Source organism: Telluribacter humicola, assembly GCF_017355935.1.
GTDB lineage: Bacteria > Bacteroidota > Bacteroidia > Cytophagales > Spirosomataceae > Telluribacter > Telluribacter humicola.
On sequence record NZ_JAFIQT010000001.1, the window covers coordinates 1,540,572 to 1,565,564 of the forward strand.

Consider the following 24,993-nt stretch of genomic DNA (forward strand, 5'->3'; position numbering starts at 1 on the left):
GGCTGGTATTTTGGAGAGGGCTGAAAATAACGCACAAGTTAATAAACATTTTTTTTGTTAACCAGACTTTGCCTCTCCATAATTTTATAAAAAGCACCTGTAAGTCGCTTAGCCCTTGATTCTGTGCATTTGATCTGTGTATGACGGGCTACTTCCGGATATAGAAAATAACCCGTCATATATAGTGTTCAGCACTTAGTTCCGTGGGCCTCCCCAATTACCACCCTGGCTGTCGCGGCCACCCCTTTCGCGACGGGGAGCCGGGGCAGGGGCTTTACCGAAGTTGCGTAGCGTATAGGTAAAGGTAAGCATACCGTACTGGGTCAGTACCCGGCTGGTCACGTCTTCCACGTAGGTTTCGGTGACGTTGCGGCTGATGCTGTTGTTCTGCGCCAGTATATCGAACATAGTCAGCTTCAATTCACCACGGTTGTCTTTCAGGAATTTCTTGCCCAGGCTGGCGTTCCAGAGCGTAAAGTTCTGATTGAAGCCCTGTCCCAGACCCCGGTACGACTGGTTGGTAACGTCTGTCTGGAACACGAACCCTTTGCCAAAGATCCAGTTGACCCGGGCCGAGCTAACCTGTGTAAAGAAGTTATTGTCAAGCTGGGGCTGGATGCTGTTGCGCACAATGTTGTAATTACCATTGAACGATAGCGTAAAGTCCAGTTTGGGGCTGATGTTGCTGCTGAGCACGATACCTTGTGACAGTGCATAGTTGTTCGAAATATTGAGCTGGTTGTTGATCAGGCCCGGGCTACGGTTGTAGTTGACCCCGCTGTTGAGGTTAACATTGACCTTTATAGGCTTGATGGGCGAACCGTAGTTGACAAACACCCGCGTATTCCAGGCACCATCCAGGTTGACCGGCGTGGTCAGCTGGGCTCCCCGCTCCAGTTGTAGCCCGTTGGGCAGTACCATCGGCCGGTCAGCCACAAAGGTCGAGTTGGTGATGCTGTTGGCCGTATAGTTGGCCGAACCAAATACGAAGAAGTTACGCCCCATTTTGGCATCCGACGAGGAGTACCGGAGATTGACCCGGTGGGTATACTCCTGCTGCAAATTGGGGTTGCCGGCCGTCAGGAACAGCGGATTGTTATTATTGACGACGTTCTGGAGCTGCGTAATGGACGGCTCGTTGGTAGAGGTACGGTAGAACATCCGCAGGTTTTTGCCCTCACCGGGACGGTACATTACAAAGGCGTTAGGCAACAGGTTGGTAAAGGTCTGGTCTACCTCGTTAAAGCGCGGGAATAGCTGCTGGCTGAACAATCCGGCATTCTGAAGGTCCAGTCCCACGGCTCCCGTGAACTTCTTCTTATTGGCACGAAGCGTAACTCCGGCTCGGTGCGTCAGGTACTGGTTGTCAAAGGTATTGGAGAGCAGTGTGTCCAGACGGCTGTAGCCTTCTTCGCTGTTGATGTAGTGGAAGGTACGGTTGTCAGAGTCGCTGTTACTGAGTGATACGTTATAGCCCAATTGTAGCTGGATCAGCTTGCTCAACGGCTCGGTATAGTTGATGTTGGCTCCCAGGCGTACGTTACGGGAATCGCTGAACGACTGCTGGTCAATGGTGTCGCCGGGTATACGGCTGGAGTTATAGAACTGGTTAAGGGCGTACAGGCTCCCCTCCCCATCGCGGTTGTTGAGGTTAGTCGAGATATTCATCGACAGGGTACGTCCGGCTTTGGCAAAGCGATGGCGCCAGAGCAGGTTATTGGTAAAGTTGAACGCCGCTGTTTCGTTGAGGCGGGTATTGTCGGTCTGGTTGAGCAGGGTACCCAGCGGGGCCAGGGTAGTGACTCCCACACGCTGGGTGCCGGACTCGTTGTTCTGCCAGTTCAGTCCAGGAGTAAATATGATAGAGTTATTCTTATTGAGTTTGTATTCAAATCGGAAGTTCACCCGGTGATTCATGTTGGTATTCGCGAAGTTGCTGTTTTCGCGGTAGAACTGGTTGCCGCTGTTCAGGAAGGTCTCGCGGTTGGTGACCTGACTGTTGGCATTAGTAGCCCGGTTAAAGAAATAGCTTCCCGTTACTTCCAGGTTTTTACCCCAGGTATCGGTATAGTTAAGGCCAAAGGCGTTGGTATTGGTAATTCCACTCTGCTGGCCCACCAGGAAGTTACCGGCGCTACCGCCACCTCCCCAGTTACCACCACCACCTCCGCCACCGCGGCCACCACGTCCTCCCCCGCCGTTACCGGAGGTACCCAGTACACCGGCCAGATCCTGCGAAGCGAAGTTCTGCTGGTTGATATTATTAGAGAGTCCAATGATGGATATACGCTGGGTCTTATTAAAGATATTGAGGTTACCACCGGCCATGTAGCGGTCGTCGGTGCCATAGCCGCCAAATAGCTTCCCAAACTGTCCGGCGTTGCGGTCAGAGCGCGTTACGATGTTGATGGTTTTCTGGGCGTTGCCATCGTCGAAGCCTGTAAACTGCGACTGGTCACTCTGCCGGTCAAATACCTCTATTTTATCAATGATTTCGGCGGGGAGGTTCTTCAGGGCCAGCGTAGCATCTTCTCCAAAAAACTGCTTCCCATCCACCATCACCCGCTGGACATTTTCGCCCTGCGCCTGTACCTGTCCGTTCTGTACGGTCATACCCGGCATTTTCTGGATGAGCTCTTCGGCCGTAGCGTCGGGATTGGTCTTAAAAGCGGCCGCGTTGAACTGCGTAGTATCCCCTTTCTGCTGCGACTGCTGTACTTGCCCTACTACCTGTACTTCTTTGAGGTTAGCGGCTGTTTCGGAGAGGTAGATTGTTCCCAAGTTCAGGTCTTCATCGCGCAACCGGATAGTCTTTACATAGTCCTTATAGCCCAGGTAGGTGATCTTGAGCCGGTAGCGGCGGTTAGCTAGTCCCCCGATCTCAAAGCGGCCGTTGACATCAGTAGTTACTATTTTGGGAGCCGCGGTCGAGTCGGTCGGCTGGGTAACCATCACATACGCACCCACCACAGCCGAGTTATCGGTAGTATCAAGTACCGAACCGGTTACCCGGTAGGTGGGGATTTGGGCCTGGGTAGGTACCAGGGCGGTGAGCAGCAAGCCGAAAATAATAAGTAAGAGTTTAGGAATAGTCTGCATAAGTAGGTTTAGTTGCTTGAAGGTTAGAGGCCTACTCTTCTATTAAGTTTAACTCTTTTGAGGGGCAATGGTAGCCCTAATCTACCAGTCCGTGCTAATGACCGACGAATAGGGAGATTTAACCGACCGTTATTCAAAAAATATATAGTACTAAGCCTGATTACCCTGCGCCTGGTTGCGTCTGATAAGGGAAGATTCTTATAATTACGGTCAGAACTAATACATCTACCATGAAAGCTTTCTTTGAAAATCTCTTCCAGTATACCGACCATTTTAACACCGTACTAATCCAGCGTTTGCTGACAGAGCAGGAGGCGGATCTGAGTAAGTCGCACCGGCTGCTGAGCCACTGCCTGAACGCCCATCATATCTGGAACAAACGTATCCTGGGAGAGCAACCGGAGGTGGGGGTGTGGCAACTCATACCCCTGACTGAGATGTTGGATCGTAATGAAGAAAACTATCAGCATACGCAACGTATACTGGAAGAGCTGGACCTGGATACCTCTGTTTCATACACCAACAGCAAGGGCGATGCTTTTCACAATACCGTGCAGGATATTCTGTTCCAGGTCGTCAACCACTCCAGCTACCATCGCGCCCAGATAGCAACAGACTTCAGGGAGCATGGCGTAGAACCCGTTGCCACTGATTACATATTGTACAAAAGGTAGTGAACCGGTAAGGCTGAGGCTTTCTGGTTTGGTTTTTTTACGAGGTAGGGTACATTCAGGAAGTGCAATGAAATTGATTTTATTATGAGTTCGATATCCATAGATAGTACCACTCCCCATTCCAGTACCCCTAATGAACAGGATGAGAGCGCCCTGGCTAAATACGAAAAAAATAAATTAATTCCGGACAGCCTCCGAAAGGTAATTCTGCAGTCGCTCTCTTACTACCCGGAGCTGCTGGATACCGAAATCGACTTTGTGTTTAGTAACAGTATTCATAATTCGGTCATGCTGGCGCAGCCCAAGCTAAGTACCATGTTCAGGCCTAAGTCCCAAAGGGGGTACATTATCATAATGAATCGAAGGTTCAGGCTGGGAGGGGAGCGGCTCAAGCTGGAATCCCTGCATGAGGATGTCCTGATCGGGTGGATCGGCCATGAACTGGGGCATGTAATGGACTACCTGCACCGCAGTACTTTAGAGATGATGAAGTTTGGGATTGGATACACCACCTCCAAGAAATACATCAAAAGAGCCGAGCGCGCTGCTGACACCTACGCCGTACAGCACGGACTAGCCAGTAAGATTATCGCCACCAAGAACTTCATTCTGGATCACGCCCGGATATCGAAGCGGTATAAAGCAAAAATCCGGCGACTATACCTGTCGCCGGATGATATTATAGAGCTGGTGCAGGAAGCCGAAGCGACCCGGGAAGAATCAGGAGGCCTGTAGTTTGCTCTTCACAAATTCTTCCCATTCCAGGAATTGCTCTTCTTTCATAACCCGTGGTATTTTTACCTGTCCACCCTTCTTTTTGGTGGCTTCGCTCCAGTCGTAGAATATGTCCGATGGAATCATCGTCACTTCTACGGCCTTAAGGGCTTTACTTCGGGCTACCTTATAGTTCTTGTTGTTTTCCTGTAAGTTTTCGTCCAGAGCCACTGACATTTCTTTATTGTCGGCGCAGGAGTCACAGCCCAGGTACCAGTGGTGGATATATTCACCGTCCTCCCGCTTGACCGCTGCTACAATGAATTCCTTAATATCCAGGTTGTACTTTTCGTTCAGATGAAGAATAGCCTTCTCCATCTGGTGTACCGATAGCTGCGAACCTACCACATTCAGGAAGAACTTGGTACGGCCGGTAATCTCTATCTCACAGCGGGCCTTATCCGTAAATTGTACCGTATCTCCGATCATATACCGCCACGCTCCCGTTACGGTAGATATGAGCAGTACGTAGTTTCTGTTTTCTTCTACTTCATCGATGGTATGTACCTCGGCATCGGGGCGAACTGTACCATCCTCCTGCATATTTTTTTCCTCAAAAGGGACAAATTCAAAGTAGATACCATTTTCCAGGGAAAGTTTCATGGATTTGGTATCAGGGCGGCTCTGATACGCCAGGAAGCCTTCCGACGCCAGGTACGTATCGATATAGATCAGCGGGTGTGCCAGTAGCTTCTCCAGGCTTTTCTTGTAGGGTTCCAGGGCGACGCCGCCGGAAGTATACACCATCAGGTTAGGCCAGATATCATGGATTGTATTGACCCCGTGGTACTCGATCACCCGCTTCAGCATCAGTTCGATCCAGGCCGGTATACCCGACAAGCTGCCAATATCCCAGTCGCGGGCCTTTTCGGCGATGCGCTGGATACGTTCATCCCAGTCGTCAATACCTGAGATCTCCTTGCCTGGCTTGTAGTAGATATCAAACCAGAAAGGGATAGTACTGGCGCTGATGCCACTGATCTCGCCTTCCAGGTGGCCATCCTTCTCTTTCAGATGGGTACTGGAGCCCAGCATCATGATCTGCTTTTCAAAAAACTCCGGGGGCAGGTCAAATTCCGACAGGCTCAGGATCTGCTGGATGGCCGTACTACGTAAAGCGGCTAGCAGATCATCGGTGACGGGTATATGCTTGCTGTTGCTGGTTGTACCCGAGCTCAGGGCAAAGTAGCTGGGTTTACCGGGCCAGGTTACGTCTTCCTCCCCTTCCAGTGTACGATGCCACCACTCACGGGCCATTTTGTCGTAGTCATGGGGGGGGACCCGGCGGGTAAATTCCTGCTGAATATTATCGCTGGCAAGTATTTCTTCAAAGTTATAGTGTTGGCCAAAGGCCGTATCCTTTGCTTTTTTCAGGATGTTTTTCAGCACATTCAACTGCGCATCGTGGGGAGACACTTCATCGGATAAGGTATCCGTAAGTTCAATCGCTTTTTTGATAATATTCCCAATGATCGGCATGGAATTCTAATAGGTTAAAGTACAGTAGCATGCGATAAAAAAAGTATGCCTTATCCAGTAACTGGTATTAGATGTGGTGATCGGTGATTGAGTCGTGGGCAGGCTTTTCCTGGGGTTCGGGCTGGGGCTCACCGGTATGGTTGTGGTAGAACTTTGCAAAGATGTAGCCCGTAAACCCATGTACGATTGTAGAGCCAAATACCACCAGACTGGTCAGGACCCATACGGTATGCAGGCTTATATCCTCTAACGTATGTACTGCGTAAAACATGGCTGCCACGCCAACGGGCCCGAACCAGCCAATAAAGGCCAGGTCAGCGGTAGTTAGTTTGTTTTTAAGTAAGGGTTTGAGAGCCAGCACTACCGGCAAACGTCTGAAGAGCAGAATAGCAACTACCAGTGCAATGGCTTTCCAGCCCAGATCAAACCAGTCATGCCAGGGTAGTATAAGGCCGAACAGGATAAATATCGGTACCGTAAAAATGCGCTCCATGGCCTCCTGTACTTCTTCCTGCTCGATATCCTCATCTGTATCCAGTATATGGTTGGCTATATATCCGGCGGCAAAAACGCCTACTATGCCATTACAATGGACTAGCTCAAGTCCACCAAGTACAAAAAAGCCCAGTGCCAGCGAAAACGCCAGTAACGAAGTCTCGGCCATCCAGCCGGCTGCCTTCGCTTTTACGAGAGCTTTGGATGCTATGTAGCCTATCACTAGTCCCAGAACTACCCCTCCACCGGTTTCCCAAAGGATGGTTTTCAGGAACCAGTCGCTCCAGGTACTGCCCGTACGCTGAATCAGTAGCAAGGGCAGCAGTACCAACGAGTAGGCCATCCCATCATTGGCACCTGACTCAAACGAAATAGCGTGTCTGATACGCTCGGGAAGCAACTTCCGGGCAGTTTCGCCTGATACAATAGAGGAAGCAGTGACCGGATCAGTGGGAGTAATGATGGCTCCAATAAGAAAACAAAGCAGCCAGTCAAGCCCAAACAGGAGGTGTATGATTACGGTTGAAATGGCGCACATCCCCAGCATTCCCAGTAGTACCAGGATGGATTGCAGGGATAGGTTGGCCTTGAGATATCCCTTGGGGACCCGAAAGGCCGTCGCCATCAGTGCCATACTGATTGTAAGCTGACTGGTCACCAACAGGATCTTTTCGAACGATCCCCACTTTGCTACATCAATTACCTGTAATACGTGCGGACCAAGTACTATACCCGCAGCCATGGCAATCATGGGTTCGCTGATAACCGAGCGTTTTAGCTTATTGAAGACCAGTCCGAGTATTAAAAGTAGAAAGCTGAAACAGGTAAGGGCAATGGCAAAATCCTTCATAGGTAGTGTAGGATAGTAGGTTATAGTCAGGTCCATTAGCATTATGAGCCCGTAATCCTGATTACGGAAGACCAGGAATCAGAAGGAGTATACGTAGAGTATCAGGAGCCAAAAAACTGTGCTGCGTGTGCAGCAGGAACTCCATAAAGGTGGGGCAATTATAGGAGAGAAGCATATAACAACAAAACCCGGCTGCGGGCCGGGTTTTGCTGACGAAAGACGTAAAAGGGAGACTACTGCTGGTCTTTCAGAAAGTTTTTCTGTTTCAGGATACGCTCCATTACTTTCAGGTCGTGCTCTGAGGTGAAAATGCTGTAGGGTAGGTAGATAAACTGACCACGTGAGATGACCATCACAAAGGCATCCTTATCTCTATATACTTCCTGGATCTGATCCCACTTCATCACGCCACCTTCCTTCTGATTGATCTTCATCAGGATCTGACGGTTGTCAATCTCATACTGGTACTTCTCAAACAAGGGTTTGTACTGCTCCAGCTGCGTAATACCCGTAAACTGGATCACCCAGAACAACAGGTACAGTATCACCCCCACAAAAATGGTCACGTAGATCCAGATATTAGGGTATACACCAGTAATACCCAGGATAGCATTCACCAGGATCAAAGCCAGCGGGACAAATATCCATTTCCACTGGGTTTTGATGAAGTGGCGCATCGCCAGGCTAATGTACTTTTTGTTGTCAAGTGCGTATTTCTTGGTTTTGACAGCTGCCGGATTGGACGGCATCTGGTACATAGGTTGATGTTTATTTACCGGTACTTTGGCCATAATCTTTGTTATAATAAATTGTAAATGGTATCGCTCTCTCCTTACTTTTCACAGTAAGCTATATCACTCAGGGATAGTTCCTGATTCTTCAGTACAAAATGACTGCAAAGTTAGGAAAAAGCCGCCGACTTAGCCGAAACACTCTTGAAATAAAAGTGGTTTAGGTATTTTGGCGTACTTTGTGTCTTTGAAATATCGTTAGTACTCGTAACCTGAAAGATTTTCGAAACTGACACTCCCAATTCCTTCAGGGTTCGCATATAAACCTAAGCATCCGAATGAGTTTTCTTTTCCCGTCGTTCCTTTGGGGTATGCTGGCTGTGGCTGTACCCATCGCTATCCATTTCTTTAATTTCCGTCGTACCAAGCGGGTCTACTTCACGAACGTAGCTTTTCTGAGAGCAGTCGAGACGCAGACCAGCTCATTCCGGAAGATAAAGCACTGGCTGATCCTGGCGGCGCGGGTACTGGCGATCGTGTGTCTGGTGCTGGCCTTTGCGCAGCCCTTTCTGCCCAGCCGGAGTAATATTGCGGTGGATCGCCGGGGGGTAACCAGCCTGTACCTCGATAACTCATACAGTATGCAGAATGAGCTGAACAACAAGCGCTATCTGGATATTGCTACCGGACGGCTGAGCGATCTGATGGGAGTATTTAAGAATGCGACTTCGATGCAGCTGGTCACCAATGATTTTTCGGCCCAGGAGCAGGGACTGAGTCCGGCGGATAAGATACGTGACCGCCTCACTACCATTGGTCTGTCGCACACGCCCCGCAGCCTGTCGGACGTGTACCGCCGGCAGGAAAACCTCATGGCTCAGCACCGCAACGCCGGACAGAACCAGTTGTTCTGGGTGTCGGATTTTCAGAAAAGTACGGTCGGTGACTTGTCAAACCTAAAGGTAGATTCTACCAATCGTCTGTTTATAGTACCGGTACAGGCTACTCCTGAGAAGAACGTCTTTGTAGATTCGGTGTGGCTCAATACGCCTTTTATCCGCGAGCTGCAGAATAACATCCTATTTGTAAAGGTAAGTAACTCCGGTAGCGAAGCCGTCAAAAATATGGTGGTGAAGCTCTACCTCGACAATACACAGAGCTCAACGGCTTCTGTCAATGTACCCGCTAATGGTTCGGCGACGGCCCGCTTCAATTTTAGCCTGAAAGGCAAAGGCTACCGTCAGGGGCGCATTACCTTCGATGATTTTCCGGTTACGTTTGATAATGATTACTTCTTTGTCCTCAATGCTTCTCCCGTAATCCGGGTACTTCACCTCTACGGCCAGCGTAACGGGGGTAACTACATCGAAAATGTATACCAGAACGACAGCCTGTTTCGTACCCAGAGTTTCAGTGTGCAGAATGTCGACGTAGGGCAGCTCCGAACGGCTGACCTGGTCGTACTTGAGGGCGTAGAGCAGCCATCGGGCTCGCTGCGTACCGCTCTGGAAGATTTTGTACGAAAAGGAGGTACTATGGCCATCATACCGCCTGCTTCACCGGATGGAGGTGCGTACGGTGGTTTCCTGGGTAATCTGGGCGTACGTAGTGTTATAGCCAGGGGCGAAGGTACCCCGCAATCTGTACCACTGAGTCCTCCCAACCGGGACACACCTTTCTTCAGTGATGTATTTGAGGAGTCGGTACGTCAGGAAACTAACCTGAACCTGCCTTCGGCCGCTACTACCTGGCAGTGGAGCGGAGGGGGTAATGTGCTGCTGGCCCTGCGCAACGGGCAGCCCTACCTGACGCAGTCTACCGCCGGAAAGGGGCAGTTGTATATATTTGGTGCTCCTCTTGCACCAGCCTACGGCAATGTAGCCCAGCACGCGCTGTTTGTGCCGGTGATGTACAAGATGGCCGCTACCAGCGTGCGTGCCCAGCGTACCGCCTATACCTTCGATGAAAATACCATAGCGTTGACCGTTGCTAATCCCAGTCCCAATGCCATCTACAAGCTGCGTCGCAACAAGGCTGAACTCATACCCGTACAGCGACTCAATGGCAATCAACTGGTGCTGGAGCTGCCCAAGAGCAACCAGCTAAGTGGCGATCAAGCCGTGGATGCCGGGTACTACGAGCTGGTTCGTGACGATAAGGTAGAGCAGCTAATGGCGCTTAACCACGACAACACGGAGTCAAAGCTGGACTATTACAGCCCCGATGAACTACGGACGGCATTTGCCGGACAGAAAAACGTACAGGTCTTCGACAAAATTGACGACTCCGCCTTTGCGCGTGAGTTTGAAGAGCAGAACCTGGGTACCAATCTCTGGAAGTACTTCCTGTACGCGGCCCTGGCGTTCCTGCTGATCGAGATCGTGCTGATCCGGTTTGTGAAAGGCTAACCCTTAGGTGCGTGCGGGAGTAGTCTGGTCAACCCAGTTAACAAAGTCCACTACATAACGAACAGCCTTTCGGGCTTCGGGTAGGATCCGTACGAACAGGGGCCACACGTGCGGGAGCTTGGGCCATACCTGCAGATCTACCAGCACTCCGCATTTGCTGGCATTATCTGCGACCCGCCGGGCGTCATCCAACAGTACTTCGCTGCTACTGGCAAATATCAATAGAGGAGGAAATCCCTGACAATCCGCGAAAACCGGTGAAATTAACGGATTTGTAGGATCCGATGCTCCCGGATATATACCGGCCGATATACGTATTCCATCCGCGTAAAACATGGCATCTGACTCATTATTGGCATCCAGTGTAGTACCGGAGGCAGTCATGTCGGCCCATGGCGAAAAGACAATACCGAAACCGGGCAATGGGATGTTACTATCCCGCAGGAGGGTGAGCAGCGAAAGGGTAAGTCCACCTCCGGCCGAGTCACCGGCTATGCTCAGGCTAGTGGTAGTTACTCCCTGGTCAAGCAGCCACTGGTACGCTCTGTGAGAGTCCTGCAGGGCCGCCGGGAAGGTATGCTCGGGAGCCAACCGGTAGTCAGGTACCAGAAGCCGTGCATTGAGTGCCTTAGACAGAGCCATGGTCAGAGCGCGATGAGTTACGGGACTTCCGGCTATAAAGCCTCCTCCGTGCAGGTACAGCATTGTGCGGGTAGTCTTTTTACCAGTCTGGTATACCCATTCTCCTTTTACATATTCATTGTCAACGGGCTCGAACGTAAATCCTTTGGGCGCCTCCTTGATAGCAAAGGGAGAATTGTTCATGGCCAAACGCATACCACGGGCAATCTGCATAGGCGTTTTTCCTTTCGGATCACGTTTGAGTTGTTTCTTAAGTATGTACGTCAGCAGTAGGTTTCGCAGGCTCATGTAGGTACTCGTCTGGTCTTGGTTGTGGGTTATCTATAGAGTAACGACTATTAGGCGTAAAGAGTTGGAATAGGTACCGGTATTAGCTGACAACATGTTCAGCAATACGGATAAACATGCTACTAAAAAAGGCGGTGCTGATCTTACAGCACCGCCTTTTTGATGACTATTTATATGGCTTTATTTACCGGCATTCATGATTTGAAATAGCTGTACAAAGCTATCTACGGGTCCCTTCTGGCGCTCGTCGGCAGCGGGCTTGGTGTTATAGTAGATATCCATAAAGTTGCCGGCTCCCGACCATACCGTCTGCATGAGACCCAGGTAGCGGGGAGCCAGAGTAGGGTTAGCGGTAGCTCTGAAATCCTTGAAAGCCTCGTACTGCGCGGTAGCTACGGCCGGTTTATTCCAGGGGCAGGTAATGACGTCGAAGCCTTTCATAGTGAGGTAGGCGGCCGTGGGTTCGGCGCGGTTGTAGTGCCAGTCACATATTACGACATCCTTGGGTATAATATCTACCGCCCGGTGGGTGTTGTTCATGCTGGCTTCCCACATACCAAGGCCGGTAGCTTTACCATCGAGCAGTCGGTCTCCCCATATCCACAGCCTGCGCCCCTTCTGCGCCAGGTGATTCCGGATCTTGGTGATCTCACCGGCAAATAGTTCGGCCTTGTCATGGCCACTGCAGCGGGGACATTTATCGTCACCGATATAGAAAACCTCATCCATACCGGCGTGGAAAGCTTTGGCTTCAAAGGCTTCCATGATCTCATCAACCAGGCTGAATACCACCCCGTGTACTTCCGGGTGTAGCGGGCAGTAGCTCTTGCAGTAGAGTCCGTCGGCATTGGGCCACTCATACTTTTCGGGCATGGCTACGTGGGGCGTTTCGTCAAACTGAGGGTACACCCGCAGCAGGTTGGATATAGTACTTGCCCAGGACTGGTGTCCCAGCAGGTTGATCTGCGGAATGAGCTCGATGTCGTACTTTTTGCATAGCTGCACCATCTGCTTCACCTGTTGAGGTGATAGGGCACTTGGGTCACGTAACTCAGGGTGTGACTTGAACTGGTAGTTATAGTCTACCCGGAGTACCAGAGTATTAACCCCACGCGGAGCCAACTCCTTTTCTATAAACGTCAGAAAGCGGGCGTGCTCGGCCGGGGTAGGGGCCGCAATGCAAAAGCCCCGCACCGTAGCCAGACTGTCGGAGGCAGTACCTTGAGCGAGCAGTACTGTACTGTTGATTAGTGTCAGTAAGATGAGTAACAGGTTCTTCATAGTCTAATCGCTCTATTTCTTGCCGTACACGCAGAGCGTATTATCTGATTTCTGGTAGTACGACTTAAAGTTGCTGGCCTTGGGATCGGTGCAGCCTTTGAGGTCCAGTAGTTCGATGTTGCGGAAGTGGATCGGGTGACTTTCAGCCTGTAAGGCTATGTACCCTTCGCCCAGCAGCGTGTTCTGTCGCTGCATCCAGTAGTCGCCGTTGTCGATATGGGCTCTTTTCCAATCGTAGTCTTTACTCACAAATCCGCCACCTACCATGGGTTTGGTATAGGTAAGTACGGTATCACCTTCAATAACATGGTGAATGATAGAGTCGCCCAGTACTACCGCCTCTACCTGTACCCACTGGTCGCCGTGGTAGGTTTTTGAGTCCGAGTCGATGCAGTGATTGAGGTTGAGCTTATCATCTACATGGGCGATGGTACCCGGGGTACATAGGTTACCGGTATGACGTTCACCGCTGCCCAGGCCACCAAGTAGCTGTAGTTCCAGCGAAACTGGGAAGTCCTGCCCCAGGGAGTTGCTCTGGGCCGACTGCGAGTGCAGCATGACACCGCTGTTCCGGACATTCCAGGAGGCACCACCCGCCAGTTGGTCGCCGACAAAGCGGTACTGAAAGCGCAGGATGTAGTAGGAGTAAGGCTTGTTGTAGTACATATGTCCAAATTTTTCATTGAACTTATCGTACTGATCATACTCAATCTTGATCATCCCATCCTCCACCCGGAAGGTATTCTTGTAGTTACTGTTCAGGGGCTCGCCTGCTATCTTGATGTCCCAGCCCGTCAGGTCCTTGCCGTTGAATAGCTGCACCCATTCTTTCTTGTCCTTATTGGAGGATTTCTTCTGGGCCATCAGCGGCTGGCAACCAAGCAGTGAAATAATACCTATAATCAGGAGGTGTGATTTGTTCAGAAACTGCATGTAGTAAGAATGTTTATGAAATACATCTGTCAAAGCGGCAAAAACGGCATTTATAACCATAGAACTACTTAGAGTTAATATATATGACGCATAAGAATGGGGGTGTTTGTCTATCACTCTACGTTAAGATCTCATTAGTAGCTACATGACAAGAGGCTGCATAAGAAATTTCAAGTAGAATTGGTGTGGCTAAACATTTTGTATTAAAATGAGTTTATTTTTAAATAAAATGCTATTGCAACTATTTATATATTAAGTGGCTCTTTTATGTGAATTCATTATTAGCCATAAAATCATCTACAAATCAAATGGTAGACACACACAATAGACTCAGAAGTGCTCTGGAAGGCTTTGGTTTTGCCTTTCTGGGGTGTTTGTCCAGCTGGTATCTAATCGGCCTTGTTCTGTCCCTGTTCTTCGCTACCCTTAGTGCCACTCCCTTCTTATGGTTTGGAGGTATAGCCGGGCTGTTATTCGGATCCCTCATTTTTATCATGGCTATTACTATGTATAGCCCTGATGGTGTAGCCGAGTCCTGAACCAACTGTATATTTGCGGTATACCATTCCACTGTACCCTTATGTCCTTTCGGTTTCCAATTCTATCGTTAGCACTGCTACTATTTTCTGTTGTCGTATTCACTGCCTGTCGTCAGGCTGCTGATAGTCCGGATGAGGCAAAGAGCCGCCTGACATCAGCTCCCCAATGGACTCTCAGTGAGATATATGTCAATGACGCCCTTACCTTTAAGGACGGCAAAAAGATGGAGAGCTTTGGTACCATTACCTTTGACAGGTACATGGAGAAAGTACAGTTTCGGGAAGATGGTACTTTCGTAGGGCATTTTAAAGGAGAAGCAGATCCTATGGCCCTGCGCTGGAAGGTAGATCCTGCCAGCCAGACTATTCAGGTAGGTGCAGCCGACACGACGACCACCGGTGGTACCTGGACAATAGCTCCGGTAAACGTATACGAAGACTCATTTGAAATGAAAACGGAGAGTAACGCCTACGACTATCCGCAGCTAACCCGCATTGCTTTAAAATTTAATCGGGAAGAGAAGTAAATAGATATTTCTATAAAGATAAGCAGGAGCGCCCGGTACGAACCGGGCGCTCCTGATTGTAGTGTAGGTAAAAAATCAGACTACCGGTAGCTTCCAGCCCTTCCGGTAGTTGGCCTTTATAAGCGCATTGGCTTCCGCATCATTTTTAAACCGTCCCCTGGCTTCATCCCAATAGATCTTGCGGCCCGTTTTGAAAGCAATGTTGCCCATATGCGCGTTTATAGCCGCGATGCTGCCGGTTTCAATTCCGCATTTCAGGAGCGCCGGGTTGTTATTCTTAATCGCCTGAACGAATCCACGGGTGTGCGCGCTCAGGTAGTCTCCCTGGCGACCCTGTACGGGCATTTCGGCAACCCTATCGCTTGTTACGCCGTTTTTGGTTTCGGTTTCCGGGTGAACTTCCCAACCATCGCGATTCAGGACCAGGGTAGCGTTGTTTCCAATGAACGCGATTCCTTCGGTCTTCCCATAGTTACCTCCATCAATACCCGTGGCGTGCTCCCAGAGCATGTTAAAGCCATCATATTCGAATAGTGCCTGTAGAGTGTCAGGAGTTTCGGAAGCGTCGTCGGGATAGGCCAGTTTACCTCCCGAAGCCATCACCGACTTGGGTACTTTGGCATTCATGGCATAGAGGGCTATATCAATTTCATGAACGCCCCAGTCAGTCATCAGCCCCCCGGCATAGTCCCAGAACCACCGGAAGTTAAAGTGGAAGCGGTTGGGGTTAAAGTCGCGTCTGGGAGCTGGCCCCAGCCACATATCGTAGTCAACTCCCGCTGGAGGTGCGCAGTCAGGTTTGATGGGCACAGGAGGCATCCAACCCTGGTACGACCATACCTTGACCAGACGTATGTTACCGAGTTTTTGGGAGCGTATGTAGTCAATGGCTTCTTCATAGTGGGATCCGCTGCGTTGCCATTGGCCAATCTGGATCATTTTGTTGTACCGACGAGCCGCCGAAAGCATAATAGTACATTCCTCAATGGAGTTGGCGAGGGGTTTTTCACAGTATACATGCTTTCCGGCAGATAAAGCATCTGTCAGAGTCAGACAGTGCCAATGATCAGGAGTCCCGATGATAACCGCGTCTACATCCTGGTTATCCAGCAACTCACGGTAGTCCTTATACAGAGCCGGACAACTACCTTGTATCTTCTCTACATCTAAGGCCTGCCTGTATAAGACGTTTTGGTCCACGTCGGCCAGGGCCACACATTCTACCTCGCTCATTTTCAGGTGCGATAACAGGTCGTTTCTACCCATTCCATTGCAGCCAATAACGCCCAACTGAAGCTTGTCGCTAGGTGCTACCCGCTTGCGCAATTGCTTTATGATTGGGTTAGGAGGAATACTAAAAAGGCCAGTCCCTAAGGCGGTGAGAGCGGTTTTTTGGATGAAGGAGCGTCGTTTCATAGGATGAGTGATTATGAATCGTTGTTCTGGTGCAGGATCTTAATACTAATATACGCACTAATGGTTACATAAAAGGTACCATTAACGAAAAATCACTTATTAAATAATTATTAATGAATAAATTAGCTTATTTGCTACTCTTTCCACCTTACACCACTTCCACCCTATGGACGCCAACTCCTACGACCGCATTGCCCAGGAATACCGGGATTCCAAGCAACTGGATTTCCGTAAACAAATTGAAGAATATACCCTTTTTAAGTTAGCCGGTGACCTGACGGGTTTGCGGGTACTTGACCTGGCCTGCGGAGAAGGGATTTACTCGCGTAAACTAAAGCTCAAAGGCGCTAAGGAGGTAGTGGGGGTGGATTTATCCGCTGAAATGATTGCCCTGGCCGAAGACTCCGAACGGGCCGAGCCACTCGGTTGCCGGTACCTGGTACATGATGTACTTGACCTGGAGCTGGGGGAGCAGTATGATGTGGTAGTAGGGATGTACCTGCTTAACTACGCCCGCTCCCGCGAGGAACTGAACCAGTTTTGTCGGATAGTATATACCCACTTAAAACCCGGCGGTCGGTACATTGGCTTCAACGATAATCCCATGAATTCGCCCCTGTTTTATGGTACCTACCGGAAGTATGGTTTTGTAAAGGAAACTCCCGAGGAGCGGAAAGAAGGTGATTTTATCAAGTACCGTATGTTCAATCCCGACGGTACCGAGTTTAGTTTTGATAATTATTTTTTGCCCGCTCCTACCTATGCGGAGGCATTTGCCGCGGCCGGGTTGCGTGACTTCCAGTGGGAAGGGCCCTACCTGAATCCGCACGAATCTGTGCCCGAGAAGCAGTCGTACTGGGCGGCCTTTATGGAACAGCCACCCATGATTGGGTTTTCGGCCAGCAGGTAGGGGAGGACCATTTCTCCATAGCTCAAAGGTATTCAGTTTTGCAGGCATTCCGGATGGCTATTACCTTGCCGCAGGTGGTAGGTACCATCCGGAATGCACACCTGCTTGTGCCCTTTATTTTGTTATTAGATAGTTACCCGGCGGATAATGGAGAACTGACTTATAGTCTCACTTCATGCCATACTTTACGTCAATAGCAGTATCTGTGACTGTAATGGTATACGTCTTATCACGGCTTGGATCAACACCATTTGTGAAGTATCCAAACCCTTCCTGAAGGGTATCCTCAGTATCAAGCACAACAGAAACTTTATACTGACCTTCTTTGATCTCCCTGCTATCCCTGAGATTGGATTCTATACTCTTCTGAGAGCCGGGAAGAATAGTAGCTACACGGGACAAATCGTATATCCTTCCATATCCTTCTGTTGAAATAACGGCTTCTTTGATTGATTTTGAACTTGTGTTGTGAATAACAAAGTGTACCGTTGGCTTCACATAGATATTTTTACAGCTGGCTAAAACAGCTATAACGCCCAGAAGGCAGGCTAGCTTTTTCATAGTACTCATCGCTTAATGAGCAGGCCGCTCGGGGGCAGGAGCGGAGGCGTGGTACTCGTTCTGGATGATCTCCGCGTAATTGTTGAGTAGTTCAACTACCCGTTCCCGACTTTTTGATCGCACTACGCAACCTACGTGGTACTCTTCCTGCATAGTCCACACTACTTCCGGTGCGCTGAAAGGCGCCAGGTCCGGCCACTGCTGGCGCGCCAGCGAAATAATAATGCCTGAGTACTCGTTGCGGATAGGGGCCAGCTTGTACTTTTCGCTCTCCCCGTGCGCTACCGCGGTTTCCATCTTGGCCCACTCCCGCCACAGATTTACTCCCGACGAGGCCTCTACCATATCAGCCAGGTGGGCTCCGCCTACGCGGGAAGAGGTTTCGAGGAAGTAGTACTGACCATCTTCGTGGCTCCGGATTATTTCGGTATGCGAGGCACTGTGCTGCATACCGAAGGCCTTCAGTACATCTATGGTCATGGTCTCGAGGGCACGCGACTCGGAGGTATTAAAAGGTACCGTAACCGATCGGAATATCCCTCCGCCATGCGCCACATCGTAGGGCGGTGCTATGTACTGATTGGACCAGATGAAAATGACCCGCCCATTCATCGACAGGGAGTCGACGTGGTACACCTCACCCGGCTTGTACTGCTCGACCAGGTACTCATGGCGTCGGTCGCCCAGGTTGTGGATGACTTCCCAGAGCTCTTCGGTGGTATGTAGTTTTTTGATACCCGTAGACGAAGCCTCCGAACGAGGCTTAATCATCCAGGGGCCGGGCGTACGCTCGGTAAACTGGTGGATGGCAAAGTCGTTGAACAAGGCTGAGAAAGCCGGAATGCGAATACCAGCCTCGGCGGCCTTGGCCCGCATGGCCAGCTTATCGCGGAAGTAGCGGGCCGTTGTCTGTCCCATACCCGGTATACGAAAGGCTTCACGTAGCAGGGCTGCTTTCTCTACATCAAAGTCATCCAGCGCTACTATACGGTCTACGGGTCGGGTGCGCATGACGTACGCCAGGCCTTTGATAACATTCTGCATGTTGTAGCTACCGTCCGATTCTTCTTCCATATAGAAGAAGTCATCTATGGAATCGCGTACCCAGGTCCGGCCTTCCAGCTTTTTGTTGGTAAGCAGAAATACGGTATTGCCGGCTTCCTTGCAGGCTTTGAGAAAGTCGTTCCCTTTGAAGTATGACGATATACAAAGAAAAGTGAGAGGTCGTGGCATGGTGTAGGCTGATTTAGGAATCTCTGTTTGTCGTTTTACCAAATATAGAGAATATTGGATGTATGAGCCACCGAGCCAATGGCGAATAAGCGAAAGTGCGAAATAAACTTTCACTTCTCAACCCGAAAATGTCGGGTACCGGGCCTACCGCATCAATGAATGTATTACACTGTGTTTTACCTAAGCTAATACAATCATCAGCAATCAACACCCGATGAACTCTTAACCGACTAGCCCCTCCAGGTACTGGCGCAGGAGCCGCACTCCGTAAGCGGTACCTGCCCGGTTGGGTATAAACTCAGCGTCGCCGAAGGCGGTACCGGCTATGTCCAGATGCGCCCAGACGGGATGCTCATCCGTAAATACTTCCAGAAACTTAGCGGCGACAATAGCACCGGCCAGGGGCTTGCCGTGGAAATTTTTGACATCAGCGATATCGGAGCTGATCTCTTCTTTGTAGTCGTCCCAGATGGGTAGGCGCCATACCCGCTCACCGGTTGTTTCGGCGGCCACAGTGAGTTGGGAGGCCAGGTCATCGTTATTGGTAAAAAGGCCGGCGGCGTGGTAACCCAGCGTCTGGATAACGCTGCCGGTCAGGGTGGCGAGGTCAATAAGTACATCGGGCTTGAGCTCCCTGACGGCGTAGCTAAGGCCGTCGGCCAGGACCAACCTGCCCTCCGCATCGGTATCAATGACTTCAATGGTCTTGCCGGCATACGAGTCTATTACATCTCCCGGCTTGGTACTGGCTCCGTCCACGCAGTTTTCGGTGGATGGGATGATACCCAGCACCCGTACCGGCAGCTTCAGCCGGGCCGCCAGTTCTACGGCACCTAGTACGGCTCCCGCTCCGCCCATATCACTCTTCATCAGGTGCATATTGGCGGAAGGCTTTATGGAGATACCTCCGGTGTCAAAGGTGATACCCTTACCTACCAGCGCAACGGTCTTTTCGTATTTCTCGGGGGTATAGTCGGTCAGGATCATGACCGGAGGCTCCACACTACCTTTGTTGACCGACAACAGCGCATGCATACCCATGGCCTGCAGGGCATCCTCTTCCAGTACTGTAACGCGGTAGCCGTACTGCCGACCCGACTCCAGGGCCCACTCGGCCAGTACACGCGGCGGCTTCTTATTACCCGGACTGTTCATCAGGTCCATGATCCGCATTTGTACCAGAGCCGTTTCGTGGGCCTTACGAATAGTCTTGTCTACTTCGTGAGTAGCTTCTGTTTCTGTCCAGATGTGCAGCTGTCCTTTTTCGCCGTAGAGGGGGGAGAGGGGCTTTCGGTCCGATTTGTATAGCTGAATGTTATAACCGCCAAGTACCACACCGGTAACGGCGGCTTCTACCCAGTCCAGAGACTGGTTACGGAGGTCCAGTACCAACTGAGCCGGCCAGCGCTCTTTGCGCTTATGAAAGAGCAGACGGACTGTTTTTAGTATTCCGGCGGTAGTGGGCTTCTTCCCCAGACCCAGCCAGAGCTCTTTCTCAGAAGGCCACCAGGTTTCATTTTTCTCGGCTTTGAAGTGTGCATGACTGGCCGGAGCCTCTTCAAAAAGCTGGATAAGCAACTGTGACTCGTCCCTGTTCTGGACTCGTGATATATTCATAGCAGGTAGTAGTATAGGTAGACAGGTTCAGACAAAGTAGAAAAAATCACTCGATAGTTCGTCAGGTACCCGGTATTGACGAAACCAGTATGGATGTACCTCTCATAATTAATTTCCCTGAGCAGGATTTTGTTTTGAACTTCTACGATCGGCTACTATTCTACTACTTCAGGTACTTCTTCAGAGCCTCCATTTCCTGAGCCGGAGCGGCCCGCTTGTAGAGGATACGGTATACCGCTTCTGTGATGGGCATTTCCACCCCGTAGTTTTTGTTCATGGTTTGAATGCTATTGGCGGCGTAGTAGCCTTCGGCAATCATTTTCATTTCCAGCTGGGCGGCTTTTACGCTGTAACCACGGCCGATCATATTGCCAAACAACCGGTTACGGCTAAACTGTGAGTAGGCTGTAACCAGCAGGTCGCCTAGGTAGGCCGACGAACTCAGATCACGCTCCCGGGGGTCAACGGCTGTGACAAAGCGGCGGATCTCCTGCATGGCGTTAGATACCATCACGGCCTGGAAGTTATCACCGTAGCCAATACCGTGTGTAATGCCGCAAGCCAGTGCTACGATGTTTTTCATCACGGCGGCGTATTCTACTCCGTACAGGTCCGTCAATGGATGGGCCGTAACATAGCGGCAAGTCATGAGCCGGGCGAAGTCCTCAGCGCAGCTATGGCCGGTGGAGGCAATGGTCAGATAACTTTGCTTCTCGAGGGCTACCTCCTCGGCGTGACATGGACCCGCTATGACGCATATATCGTCCATAGGTACTTCAAAAGTACTTTCGACCCAGTCGGTGACCAGTTGATTACTGGTAGGTACCATGCCCTTAATGGCTGAAACAATCCGTTTGCCGCGGAGGTGTTCGGCAGTGAGTTCCTGCATGGGCTCCTGCACAAAGGCTGCCGGTATGGCAAGTATAACATAGGTAGCTTCCCGTACCGCATCCCGGATTTTTTCACACACCTTTACTTTTTTGGGAGGTAGGTATACGTCGCTCAGGTAGCTGGGGTTGTGGTGGTAGGTACGGATATGGGCAATGTCTTCGGCGTTACGGAGCCACCAGCGTACCTGGACGTTGGGTTGTTCGCAAAGGATTTTTACGAGGGCGGTGGCCCAGCTTCCGCCTCCTACGACGGCAATTTTTTCCGGAGATGTGATGCTCATAGGTACTTTCCAGGTGAATACTGAGATAGGTAACTCCAATCAGGCCACAGCCCAAAGGAGACCACTCACTTTCAAAGGTGCTAATTTCTGTTTTAGGGGCTAAAACTACGCTTCCTTCATGGAAGCAGCCCCTTATTTAACCAAAATCTTTTCAATATGGCACAAAATGAAGGTATAATTCAGCGGGCAGGGAAGCAGAGAAGCAGAAAGGGTAGCGGTAGCAATAGTAGCAAAACAGGGGAGTCGGGGCAGGCAAGAAGAAAAATCCTCGCGGCAGGTGCCACGAGGATTTCCATCTTCTTAACCTAAACTAAATCGAATTATGTAGTTACAACGCTCTACTTTCAGTTTTCATTGGATGATTTCTGGTCTTTTTTCGCTTCCGGTTGCTTTTTTTGTATTAAGTCACCGTCACTGAGACGTTTAGAGATCACTGCAAAAGGTCCGGAAACTACCACTTCGCCTGCAGAAACACCTGATACTATTTCAATATTCTCAAAGTCACTGATGCCCGTTGTAACCTCCCGACGCTGTGCCTTCCCTTCTTTTTGTACAAATACAACCTCCTGAATAGGGGCCGCTTTGGTCGGAGTAGTGGCCTGCTGGTTAGCGGGGGCCGGCTGTTGTCCCTGAGGGGCTGGTTGGGCAGCGGTCGTATCGCGGGTGGTTACAGCAGCTATGGGTACAGATAGTACATTAGCCTTTCGCTCCGTAATAATATCAACGGAAGCTGTCATACCCGGTTTGAATGGATAGTTTTTCTTTCCTCTTTTGGGCATCAGGTCGCGGAAAGACTCGTTCATGATCCGGATTTTTACTTCAAACTCTGTGACGGCATCGGCGGCGGAAGAGAGTGAAGCTGATGCCCCGGAGGCAGCTAAGCCGCTGGCTGTATTCGCGATTTCGGTCACTACCCCTTTGAACTTACGGTCGGTAGAGCTGTAAGCATCCACATCTATTTCGGCGGTGTCGCCCAGCGCTACCCGTACGATATCATTCTCATTAACATTCACGCGCACCTCCATATTGTTGAGGTTAGCAATACGCATCAGCTCGGTACCGGCCATCTGGGAAGTACCTACTACGCGTTCACCAATCTCGACATTCAATAGTGATATAGTACCGCTTACTGGGGCGAAGATGGTCGTCTTACGTAGGTTTTCGGCAGCATCCCGCAGGCCTGCTTCGGCACTGCGTATGTTGTACTGAGCGGCCTGTACATTGGCTTTGGCGGCCTCTATTTCCTGCTGAGCTACTTCGTAGTTGGCCCGGATCTGCTCAAAATCAGCGGCAGATACCACTTTATCTTCAAATAGCTTCCGGTTGCGTTCAAAGTCGGCTTTGGCCCGGATCAGGCGGGCCTCAATCTGGGCCTGCTGGGCGCGGGCCTGCTCGAAGGAAGCCCGGCTGGAATTGACCGAAGCCTGGGCGCGGGCCATCTGCGATTCGTAGTTGTCAGGGCGGATTTTTAATAGTAGCTGGCCTTTTACTACGGAGTCTCCTTCTTCAACATACAGGCCTATAATTTCGCCTGATACATCCGGGCTGAGTTTCACTTCCACCTCGGGCTGTACGCGGCCCGAAGCACTGACCCGCTCTATGATGTCTGTACGTTTTACCTGGGCAAGCTCCACCTCTATAGGTTTGGTCTGACCGATCCAGCCGACCTGCTTGGCTACAACCAGCCCGGCTACCAGTACCAGCACAATACCACCCAGTATCCACCACAAACGATTTGAAGATTTACGAGCCATAATTAGTAGATTGTTTAATGGTCAATGAGGGTACGTCTTAATCATCTTGTATACCTGTTGCCCGACTATTCAGACAGAGGTTTGTTCATATAAAAGTCCAGTACTTTGGTTCGGAATACGTAATCATATTTTGCCTGGACCAGATTTGCCCGGGAGCGGTCAAGGTTGGCTTTGGCAATGTTGTATTCTACGGAGTTGATCGCGCCAACGCCAAACCGGCTCTCAGCTACCCGAAAGGCTTCCTCCTGCGCCCTGACCTGATTAAGCGTAGCTACATAGCGTTTGGCGGCGTTAGTCATATCTATGTAGGCCTGCTCCACGTTCTGCCTGATCTGTTGCCGCACAATCTGCGACTGGTATTCGATGTTCTGCTGCTGAATTCTGGCATTAGCAATCTGGTACTTGGTCTGGTAATTGGTAAAGATGGGGATACGCAGACTAAGGTTCAGCGAGGAGTTACGGTTGAAGTCAAGCTGGTCCAGGTACCCAAACTGTCGGATCGAACCATTGGGAACTGTGACAATGTCTACGACCGGAACACGAAAGCCGTTGGCTTCTACAAAACGGGTACTGGAAGGTACCTCCATGGTACGGGAGCCGCTTCCGTCGGCCACAAAACGTTCGCTGGGGGCAGCACTGGAATAGGCGGTGCTGATGCCTCCATTCAGCAGGAGGGTAGGGAGCCGGACTCCCTTGGCTATTTCCACCCCCTTGGCTGCGGCAGCAATCCGAAGCTCGGCAGCCTGCATCTGCGGCAGGTTCCGGACAGCCGTCTCAAATACCTCCTGGGCGGTGGCATCATAGGCCGCCAGACCAGGATCACCAATGGTCATAGGGGCTACCTCTATATCCTGTCCACCGGGCAGGTTCATCAGTTGCTTGAGGGTGAGCTTGGATGACTCCAGATTGTTCTGGGCATTGACCAGCGACAGCTCGTCATTGGCCAGTTGGGCTCTCAGATCAAACAGGTTACTCTCCGCCAGCGAGCCCGCCTGAACCAGTTTCTGGGTGCGGTCCAGCTGTAGCTGGGTAGCTTCTACCTGCCGCTGAGCTACTTCAATGAGCTCCTTGTTACCCAGTACCTGCAGATAGCCCAGTGCCACGTTCAGCATGATATCATTGCGGGTAGCCGCCAGGTCTTTTTGACTGGCCTGCAGGGTAAGGTTATTCTGTCGGATAGAGTTCTGTATCTGAAAACCATTAAACAGCGTGGCACTGCTCCCCAGCTGGTAGTTGTTAAAGGCAATGTTCTGCTGAACAAACTGGTTGGTAAAGGGGTCAATGTTACGACCAAAGCTAAATCCCTGCGAGGCGCTGAAGCTCAGGCTGGGCCAGCGCTGCCACTTCGACTGCTCATAGATATTGCCATTGGACTGCACCTGCAGTTCGGCTTGCTTGACCTGGGGGTTATTACTCAGGGCTATGCCCAGACACTCTTCGAGCGTGAGAGGACGGTCAGGAACTGTAACCTGGTTTTGTACTGTAACCTGTGCCTTGACTTCTGGTAGGTACCAGCCACCTGACAGTAGCATCAGGCCAATTACGAACTTCCGTATAAAATGACTCATGGAATGATGCAGTTTGACAATTTCAATATTACACGATCAATAG

Annotated in this window: 20 protein-coding genes; 6 read left to right on the plus strand and 14 right to left on the minus strand. The window is 50.6% G+C overall.

Translation table 11 applies throughout. The annotated features are described in order from the left end of the window. Positions 1-195 precede the first annotated feature (195 nt). Positions 196-3,099, minus strand: coding sequence for an outer membrane beta-barrel family protein (locus JUB14_RS06655; protein ID WP_207505090.1), 2,904 nt, complete (start codon positions 3,097-3,099; stop codon positions 196-198). Positions 3,100-3,329: 230 nt separating this feature from the next. Between JUB14_RS06655 and JUB14_RS06660 the strand changes: the two genes are divergently transcribed. Together JUB14_RS06660 and JUB14_RS06665 are read left to right on the plus strand one after the other, a co-directional pair. Further along, entirely contained in the window at positions 3,330-3,773 is a 444-nt protein-coding gene (locus JUB14_RS06660; RefSeq protein ID WP_207505091.1) for a DinB family protein, read from the plus strand. A gap of 84 nt (positions 3,774-3,857) precedes the next feature. After that, the gene (locus tag JUB14_RS06665) at positions 3,858-4,508 is read left to right on the plus strand and encodes a M48 family metalloprotease (protein WP_229367563.1); all 651 of its coding nucleotides are present in this window, start codon (positions 3,858-3,860) and stop codon (positions 4,506-4,508) included. On the opposite strand, the gene JUB14_RS06670 is transcribed toward JUB14_RS06665, so the two are convergent. The 3 genes from JUB14_RS06670 to JUB14_RS06680 all read right to left on the minus strand — a co-directional run bounded on the left by JUB14_RS06670 (position 4,494) and on the right by JUB14_RS06680 (position 8,129). Beyond that, the gene (locus tag JUB14_RS06670; RefSeq protein ID WP_207505092.1) at positions 4,494-6,026 is read right to left on the minus strand and encodes a GH3 family acyl-acid amido synthetase; all 1,533 of its coding nucleotides are present in this window, start codon (positions 6,024-6,026) and stop codon (positions 4,494-4,496) included. The two genes, JUB14_RS06665 and JUB14_RS06670, sit on opposite strands and share 15 nt — an antisense overlap. Positions 6,027-6,093: 67 nt before the next feature. Beyond that, the gene (locus JUB14_RS06675) at positions 6,094-7,407 is read right to left on the minus strand and encodes a cation:proton antiporter (protein WP_207505093.1); all 1,314 of its coding nucleotides are present in this window, start codon (positions 7,405-7,407) and stop codon (positions 6,094-6,096) included. Between the two features lie 197 nt (positions 7,408-7,604). Then, positions 7,605-8,129 carry a YcxB family protein gene (locus JUB14_RS06680; protein ID WP_229367565.1) on the minus strand — a complete coding sequence of 175 codons (525 nt, stop codon included), beginning with the start codon at positions 8,127-8,129 and terminating at the stop codon, positions 7,605-7,607. A 311-nt stretch (positions 8,130-8,440) separates the two neighbouring features. Between JUB14_RS06680 and JUB14_RS06685 the strand changes: the two genes are divergently transcribed. Continuing rightward, complete coding sequence (locus tag JUB14_RS06685; RefSeq protein WP_207505095.1) at positions 8,441-10,510, plus strand: BatA domain-containing protein; 2,070 nt, start codon at positions 8,441-8,443, stop codon at positions 10,508-10,510. 3 nt (positions 10,511-10,513) lie between these two features. Here the strand turns inward: JUB14_RS06685 and JUB14_RS06690 are convergent, their stop codons facing one another. The 3 genes from JUB14_RS06690 to JUB14_RS06700 form a co-directional block, all read right to left on the minus strand. Then, positions 10,514-11,440, minus strand: a complete 927-nt coding sequence (locus tag JUB14_RS06690) for an alpha/beta hydrolase (protein ID WP_207505096.1) — start codon at positions 11,438-11,440, stop codon at positions 10,514-10,516. A 180-nt stretch (positions 11,441-11,620) separates the two neighbouring features. Next, positions 11,621-12,721 (minus strand): family 20 glycosylhydrolase, encoded by a 1,101-nt coding sequence (locus tag JUB14_RS06695; protein ID WP_207505097.1) that lies wholly within the window; start codon positions 12,719-12,721, stop codon positions 11,621-11,623. A gap of 12 nt (positions 12,722-12,733) precedes the next feature. Next, positions 12,734-13,654: a 3-keto-disaccharide hydrolase gene (locus JUB14_RS06700; RefSeq protein ID WP_374757794.1), complete on the minus strand. Its 921-nt coding sequence runs from the start codon at positions 13,652-13,654 to the stop codon at positions 12,734-12,736. Between the two features lie 308 nt (positions 13,655-13,962). Here JUB14_RS06700 and JUB14_RS06705 point away from each other — a divergent pair, with 308 nt between their 5' ends. Next, the gene (locus JUB14_RS06705; protein WP_207505098.1) at positions 13,963-14,193 is read left to right on the plus strand and encodes a hypothetical protein; all 231 of its coding nucleotides are present in this window, start codon (positions 13,963-13,965) and stop codon (positions 14,191-14,193) included. A 41-nt stretch (positions 14,194-14,234) separates the two neighbouring features. Further along, entirely contained in the window at positions 14,235-14,720 is a 486-nt protein-coding gene (locus JUB14_RS06710; protein ID WP_229367566.1) for a hypothetical protein, read from the plus strand. 75 nt (positions 14,721-14,795) lie between these two features. On the opposite strand, the gene JUB14_RS06715 is transcribed toward JUB14_RS06710, so the two are convergent. Further along, complete coding sequence (locus JUB14_RS06715) at positions 14,796-16,136, minus strand: Gfo/Idh/MocA family protein (RefSeq protein WP_207505099.1); 1,341 nt, start codon at positions 16,134-16,136, stop codon at positions 14,796-14,798. Positions 16,137-16,302: 166 nt separating this feature from the next. Between JUB14_RS06715 and JUB14_RS06720 the strand changes: the two genes are divergently transcribed. Continuing rightward, the gene (locus tag JUB14_RS06720; RefSeq protein WP_207505100.1) at positions 16,303-17,046 is read left to right on the plus strand and encodes a class I SAM-dependent methyltransferase; all 744 of its coding nucleotides are present in this window, start codon (positions 16,303-16,305) and stop codon (positions 17,044-17,046) included. Positions 17,047-17,214: 168 nt separating this feature from the next. Here JUB14_RS06720 and JUB14_RS06725 read toward each other — a convergent pair whose 3' ends face one another. The 6 genes from JUB14_RS06725 to JUB14_RS06750 form a co-directional block, all read right to left on the minus strand. Beyond that, positions 17,215-17,607, minus strand: coding sequence for a hypothetical protein (locus JUB14_RS06725; RefSeq protein WP_207505101.1), 393 nt, complete (start codon positions 17,605-17,607; stop codon positions 17,215-17,217). Between the two features lie 12 nt (positions 17,608-17,619). Further along, positions 17,620-18,840, minus strand: a complete 1,221-nt coding sequence (locus tag JUB14_RS06730) for an ATP-grasp domain-containing protein (protein ID WP_207505102.1) — start codon at positions 18,838-18,840, stop codon at positions 17,620-17,622. A gap of 222 nt (positions 18,841-19,062) precedes the next feature. Continuing rightward, positions 19,063-20,457, minus strand: coding sequence for a leucyl aminopeptidase family protein (locus JUB14_RS06735; RefSeq protein ID WP_207505103.1), 1,395 nt, complete (start codon positions 20,455-20,457; stop codon positions 19,063-19,065). Positions 20,458-20,620: 163 nt separating this feature from the next. Continuing rightward, on the minus strand, positions 20,621-21,628 hold the full coding sequence (locus JUB14_RS06740; RefSeq protein ID WP_207505104.1) for an NAD(P)H-dependent glycerol-3-phosphate dehydrogenase: 1,008 nt from the start codon (positions 21,626-21,628) through the stop codon (positions 20,621-20,623). A gap of 344 nt (positions 21,629-21,972) precedes the next feature. Further along, the gene (locus JUB14_RS06745; protein ID WP_207505105.1) at positions 21,973-23,382 is read right to left on the minus strand and encodes an efflux RND transporter periplasmic adaptor subunit; all 1,410 of its coding nucleotides are present in this window, start codon (positions 23,380-23,382) and stop codon (positions 21,973-21,975) included. A gap of 65 nt (positions 23,383-23,447) precedes the next feature. Then, positions 23,448-24,950, minus strand: coding sequence for a TolC family protein (locus tag JUB14_RS06750; protein ID WP_229367567.1), 1,503 nt, complete (start codon positions 24,948-24,950; stop codon positions 23,448-23,450). Positions 24,951-24,993 lie beyond the last annotated feature (43 nt).

What these genes read in the sequence shown, in the direction of transcription:
- JUB14_RS06740 (WP_207505104.1), bottom strand. Translation starts at nt 21,628, where the DNA reads ATGAGCATCACATCTCCGGAAAAAATTGCCGTCGTAGGAGGCGGAAGC.
- JUB14_RS06675 (WP_207505093.1), bottom strand. Translation starts at nt 7,407, where the DNA reads ATGGACCTGACTATAACCTACTATCCTACACTACCTATGAAGGATTTT.
- JUB14_RS06705 (WP_207505098.1), top strand. Translation starts at nt 13,963, where the DNA reads ATGGTAGACACACACAATAGACTCAGAAGTGCTCTGGAAGGCTTTGGT.
- JUB14_RS06720 (WP_207505100.1), top strand. Translation starts at nt 16,303, where the DNA reads ATGGACGCCAACTCCTACGACCGCATTGCCCAGGAATACCGGGATTCC.
- JUB14_RS06660 (WP_207505091.1), top strand. Translation starts at nt 3,330, where the DNA reads ATGAAAGCTTTCTTTGAAAATCTCTTCCAGTATACCGACCATTTTAAC.
- JUB14_RS06655 (WP_207505090.1), bottom strand. Translation starts at nt 3,099, where the DNA reads ATGCAGACTATTCCTAAACTCTTACTTATTATTTTCGGCTTGCTGCTC.
- JUB14_RS06680 (WP_229367565.1), bottom strand. Translation starts at nt 8,129, where the DNA reads ATGTACCAGATGCCGTCCAATCCGGCAGCTGTCAAAACCAAGAAATAC.
- JUB14_RS06695 (WP_207505097.1), bottom strand. Translation starts at nt 12,721, where the DNA reads ATGAAGAACCTGTTACTCATCTTACTGACACTAATCAACAGTACAGTA.
- JUB14_RS06690 (WP_207505096.1), bottom strand. Translation starts at nt 11,440, where the DNA reads ATGAGCCTGCGAAACCTACTGCTGACGTACATACTTAAGAAACAACTC.
- JUB14_RS06665 (WP_229367563.1), top strand. Translation starts at nt 3,858, where the DNA reads ATGAGTTCGATATCCATAGATAGTACCACTCCCCATTCCAGTACCCCT.
- JUB14_RS06710 (WP_229367566.1), top strand. Translation starts at nt 14,235, where the DNA reads ATGTCCTTTCGGTTTCCAATTCTATCGTTAGCACTGCTACTATTTTCT.
- JUB14_RS06725 (WP_207505101.1), bottom strand. Translation starts at nt 17,607, where the DNA reads ATGAAAAAGCTAGCCTGCCTTCTGGGCGTTATAGCTGTTTTAGCCAGC.
- JUB14_RS06685 (WP_207505095.1), top strand. Translation starts at nt 8,441, where the DNA reads ATGAGTTTTCTTTTCCCGTCGTTCCTTTGGGGTATGCTGGCTGTGGCT.
- JUB14_RS06750 (WP_229367567.1), bottom strand. Translation starts at nt 24,950, where the DNA reads ATGAGTCATTTTATACGGAAGTTCGTAATTGGCCTGATGCTACTGTCA.
- JUB14_RS06730 (WP_207505102.1), bottom strand. Translation starts at nt 18,840, where the DNA reads ATGCCACGACCTCTCACTTTTCTTTGTATATCGTCATACTTCAAAGGG.
- JUB14_RS06670 (WP_207505092.1), bottom strand. Translation starts at nt 6,026, where the DNA reads ATGCCGATCATTGGGAATATTATCAAAAAAGCGATTGAACTTACGGAT.
- JUB14_RS06745 (WP_207505105.1), bottom strand. Translation starts at nt 23,382, where the DNA reads ATGGCTCGTAAATCTTCAAATCGTTTGTGGTGGATACTGGGTGGTATT.
- JUB14_RS06735 (WP_207505103.1), bottom strand. Translation starts at nt 20,457, where the DNA reads ATGAATATATCACGAGTCCAGAACAGGGACGAGTCACAGTTGCTTATC.
- JUB14_RS06700 (WP_374757794.1), bottom strand. Translation starts at nt 13,654, where the DNA reads ATGCAGTTTCTGAACAAATCACACCTCCTGATTATAGGTATTATTTCA.
- JUB14_RS06715 (WP_207505099.1), bottom strand. Translation starts at nt 16,136, where the DNA reads ATGAAACGACGCTCCTTCATCCAAAAAACCGCTCTCACCGCCTTAGGG.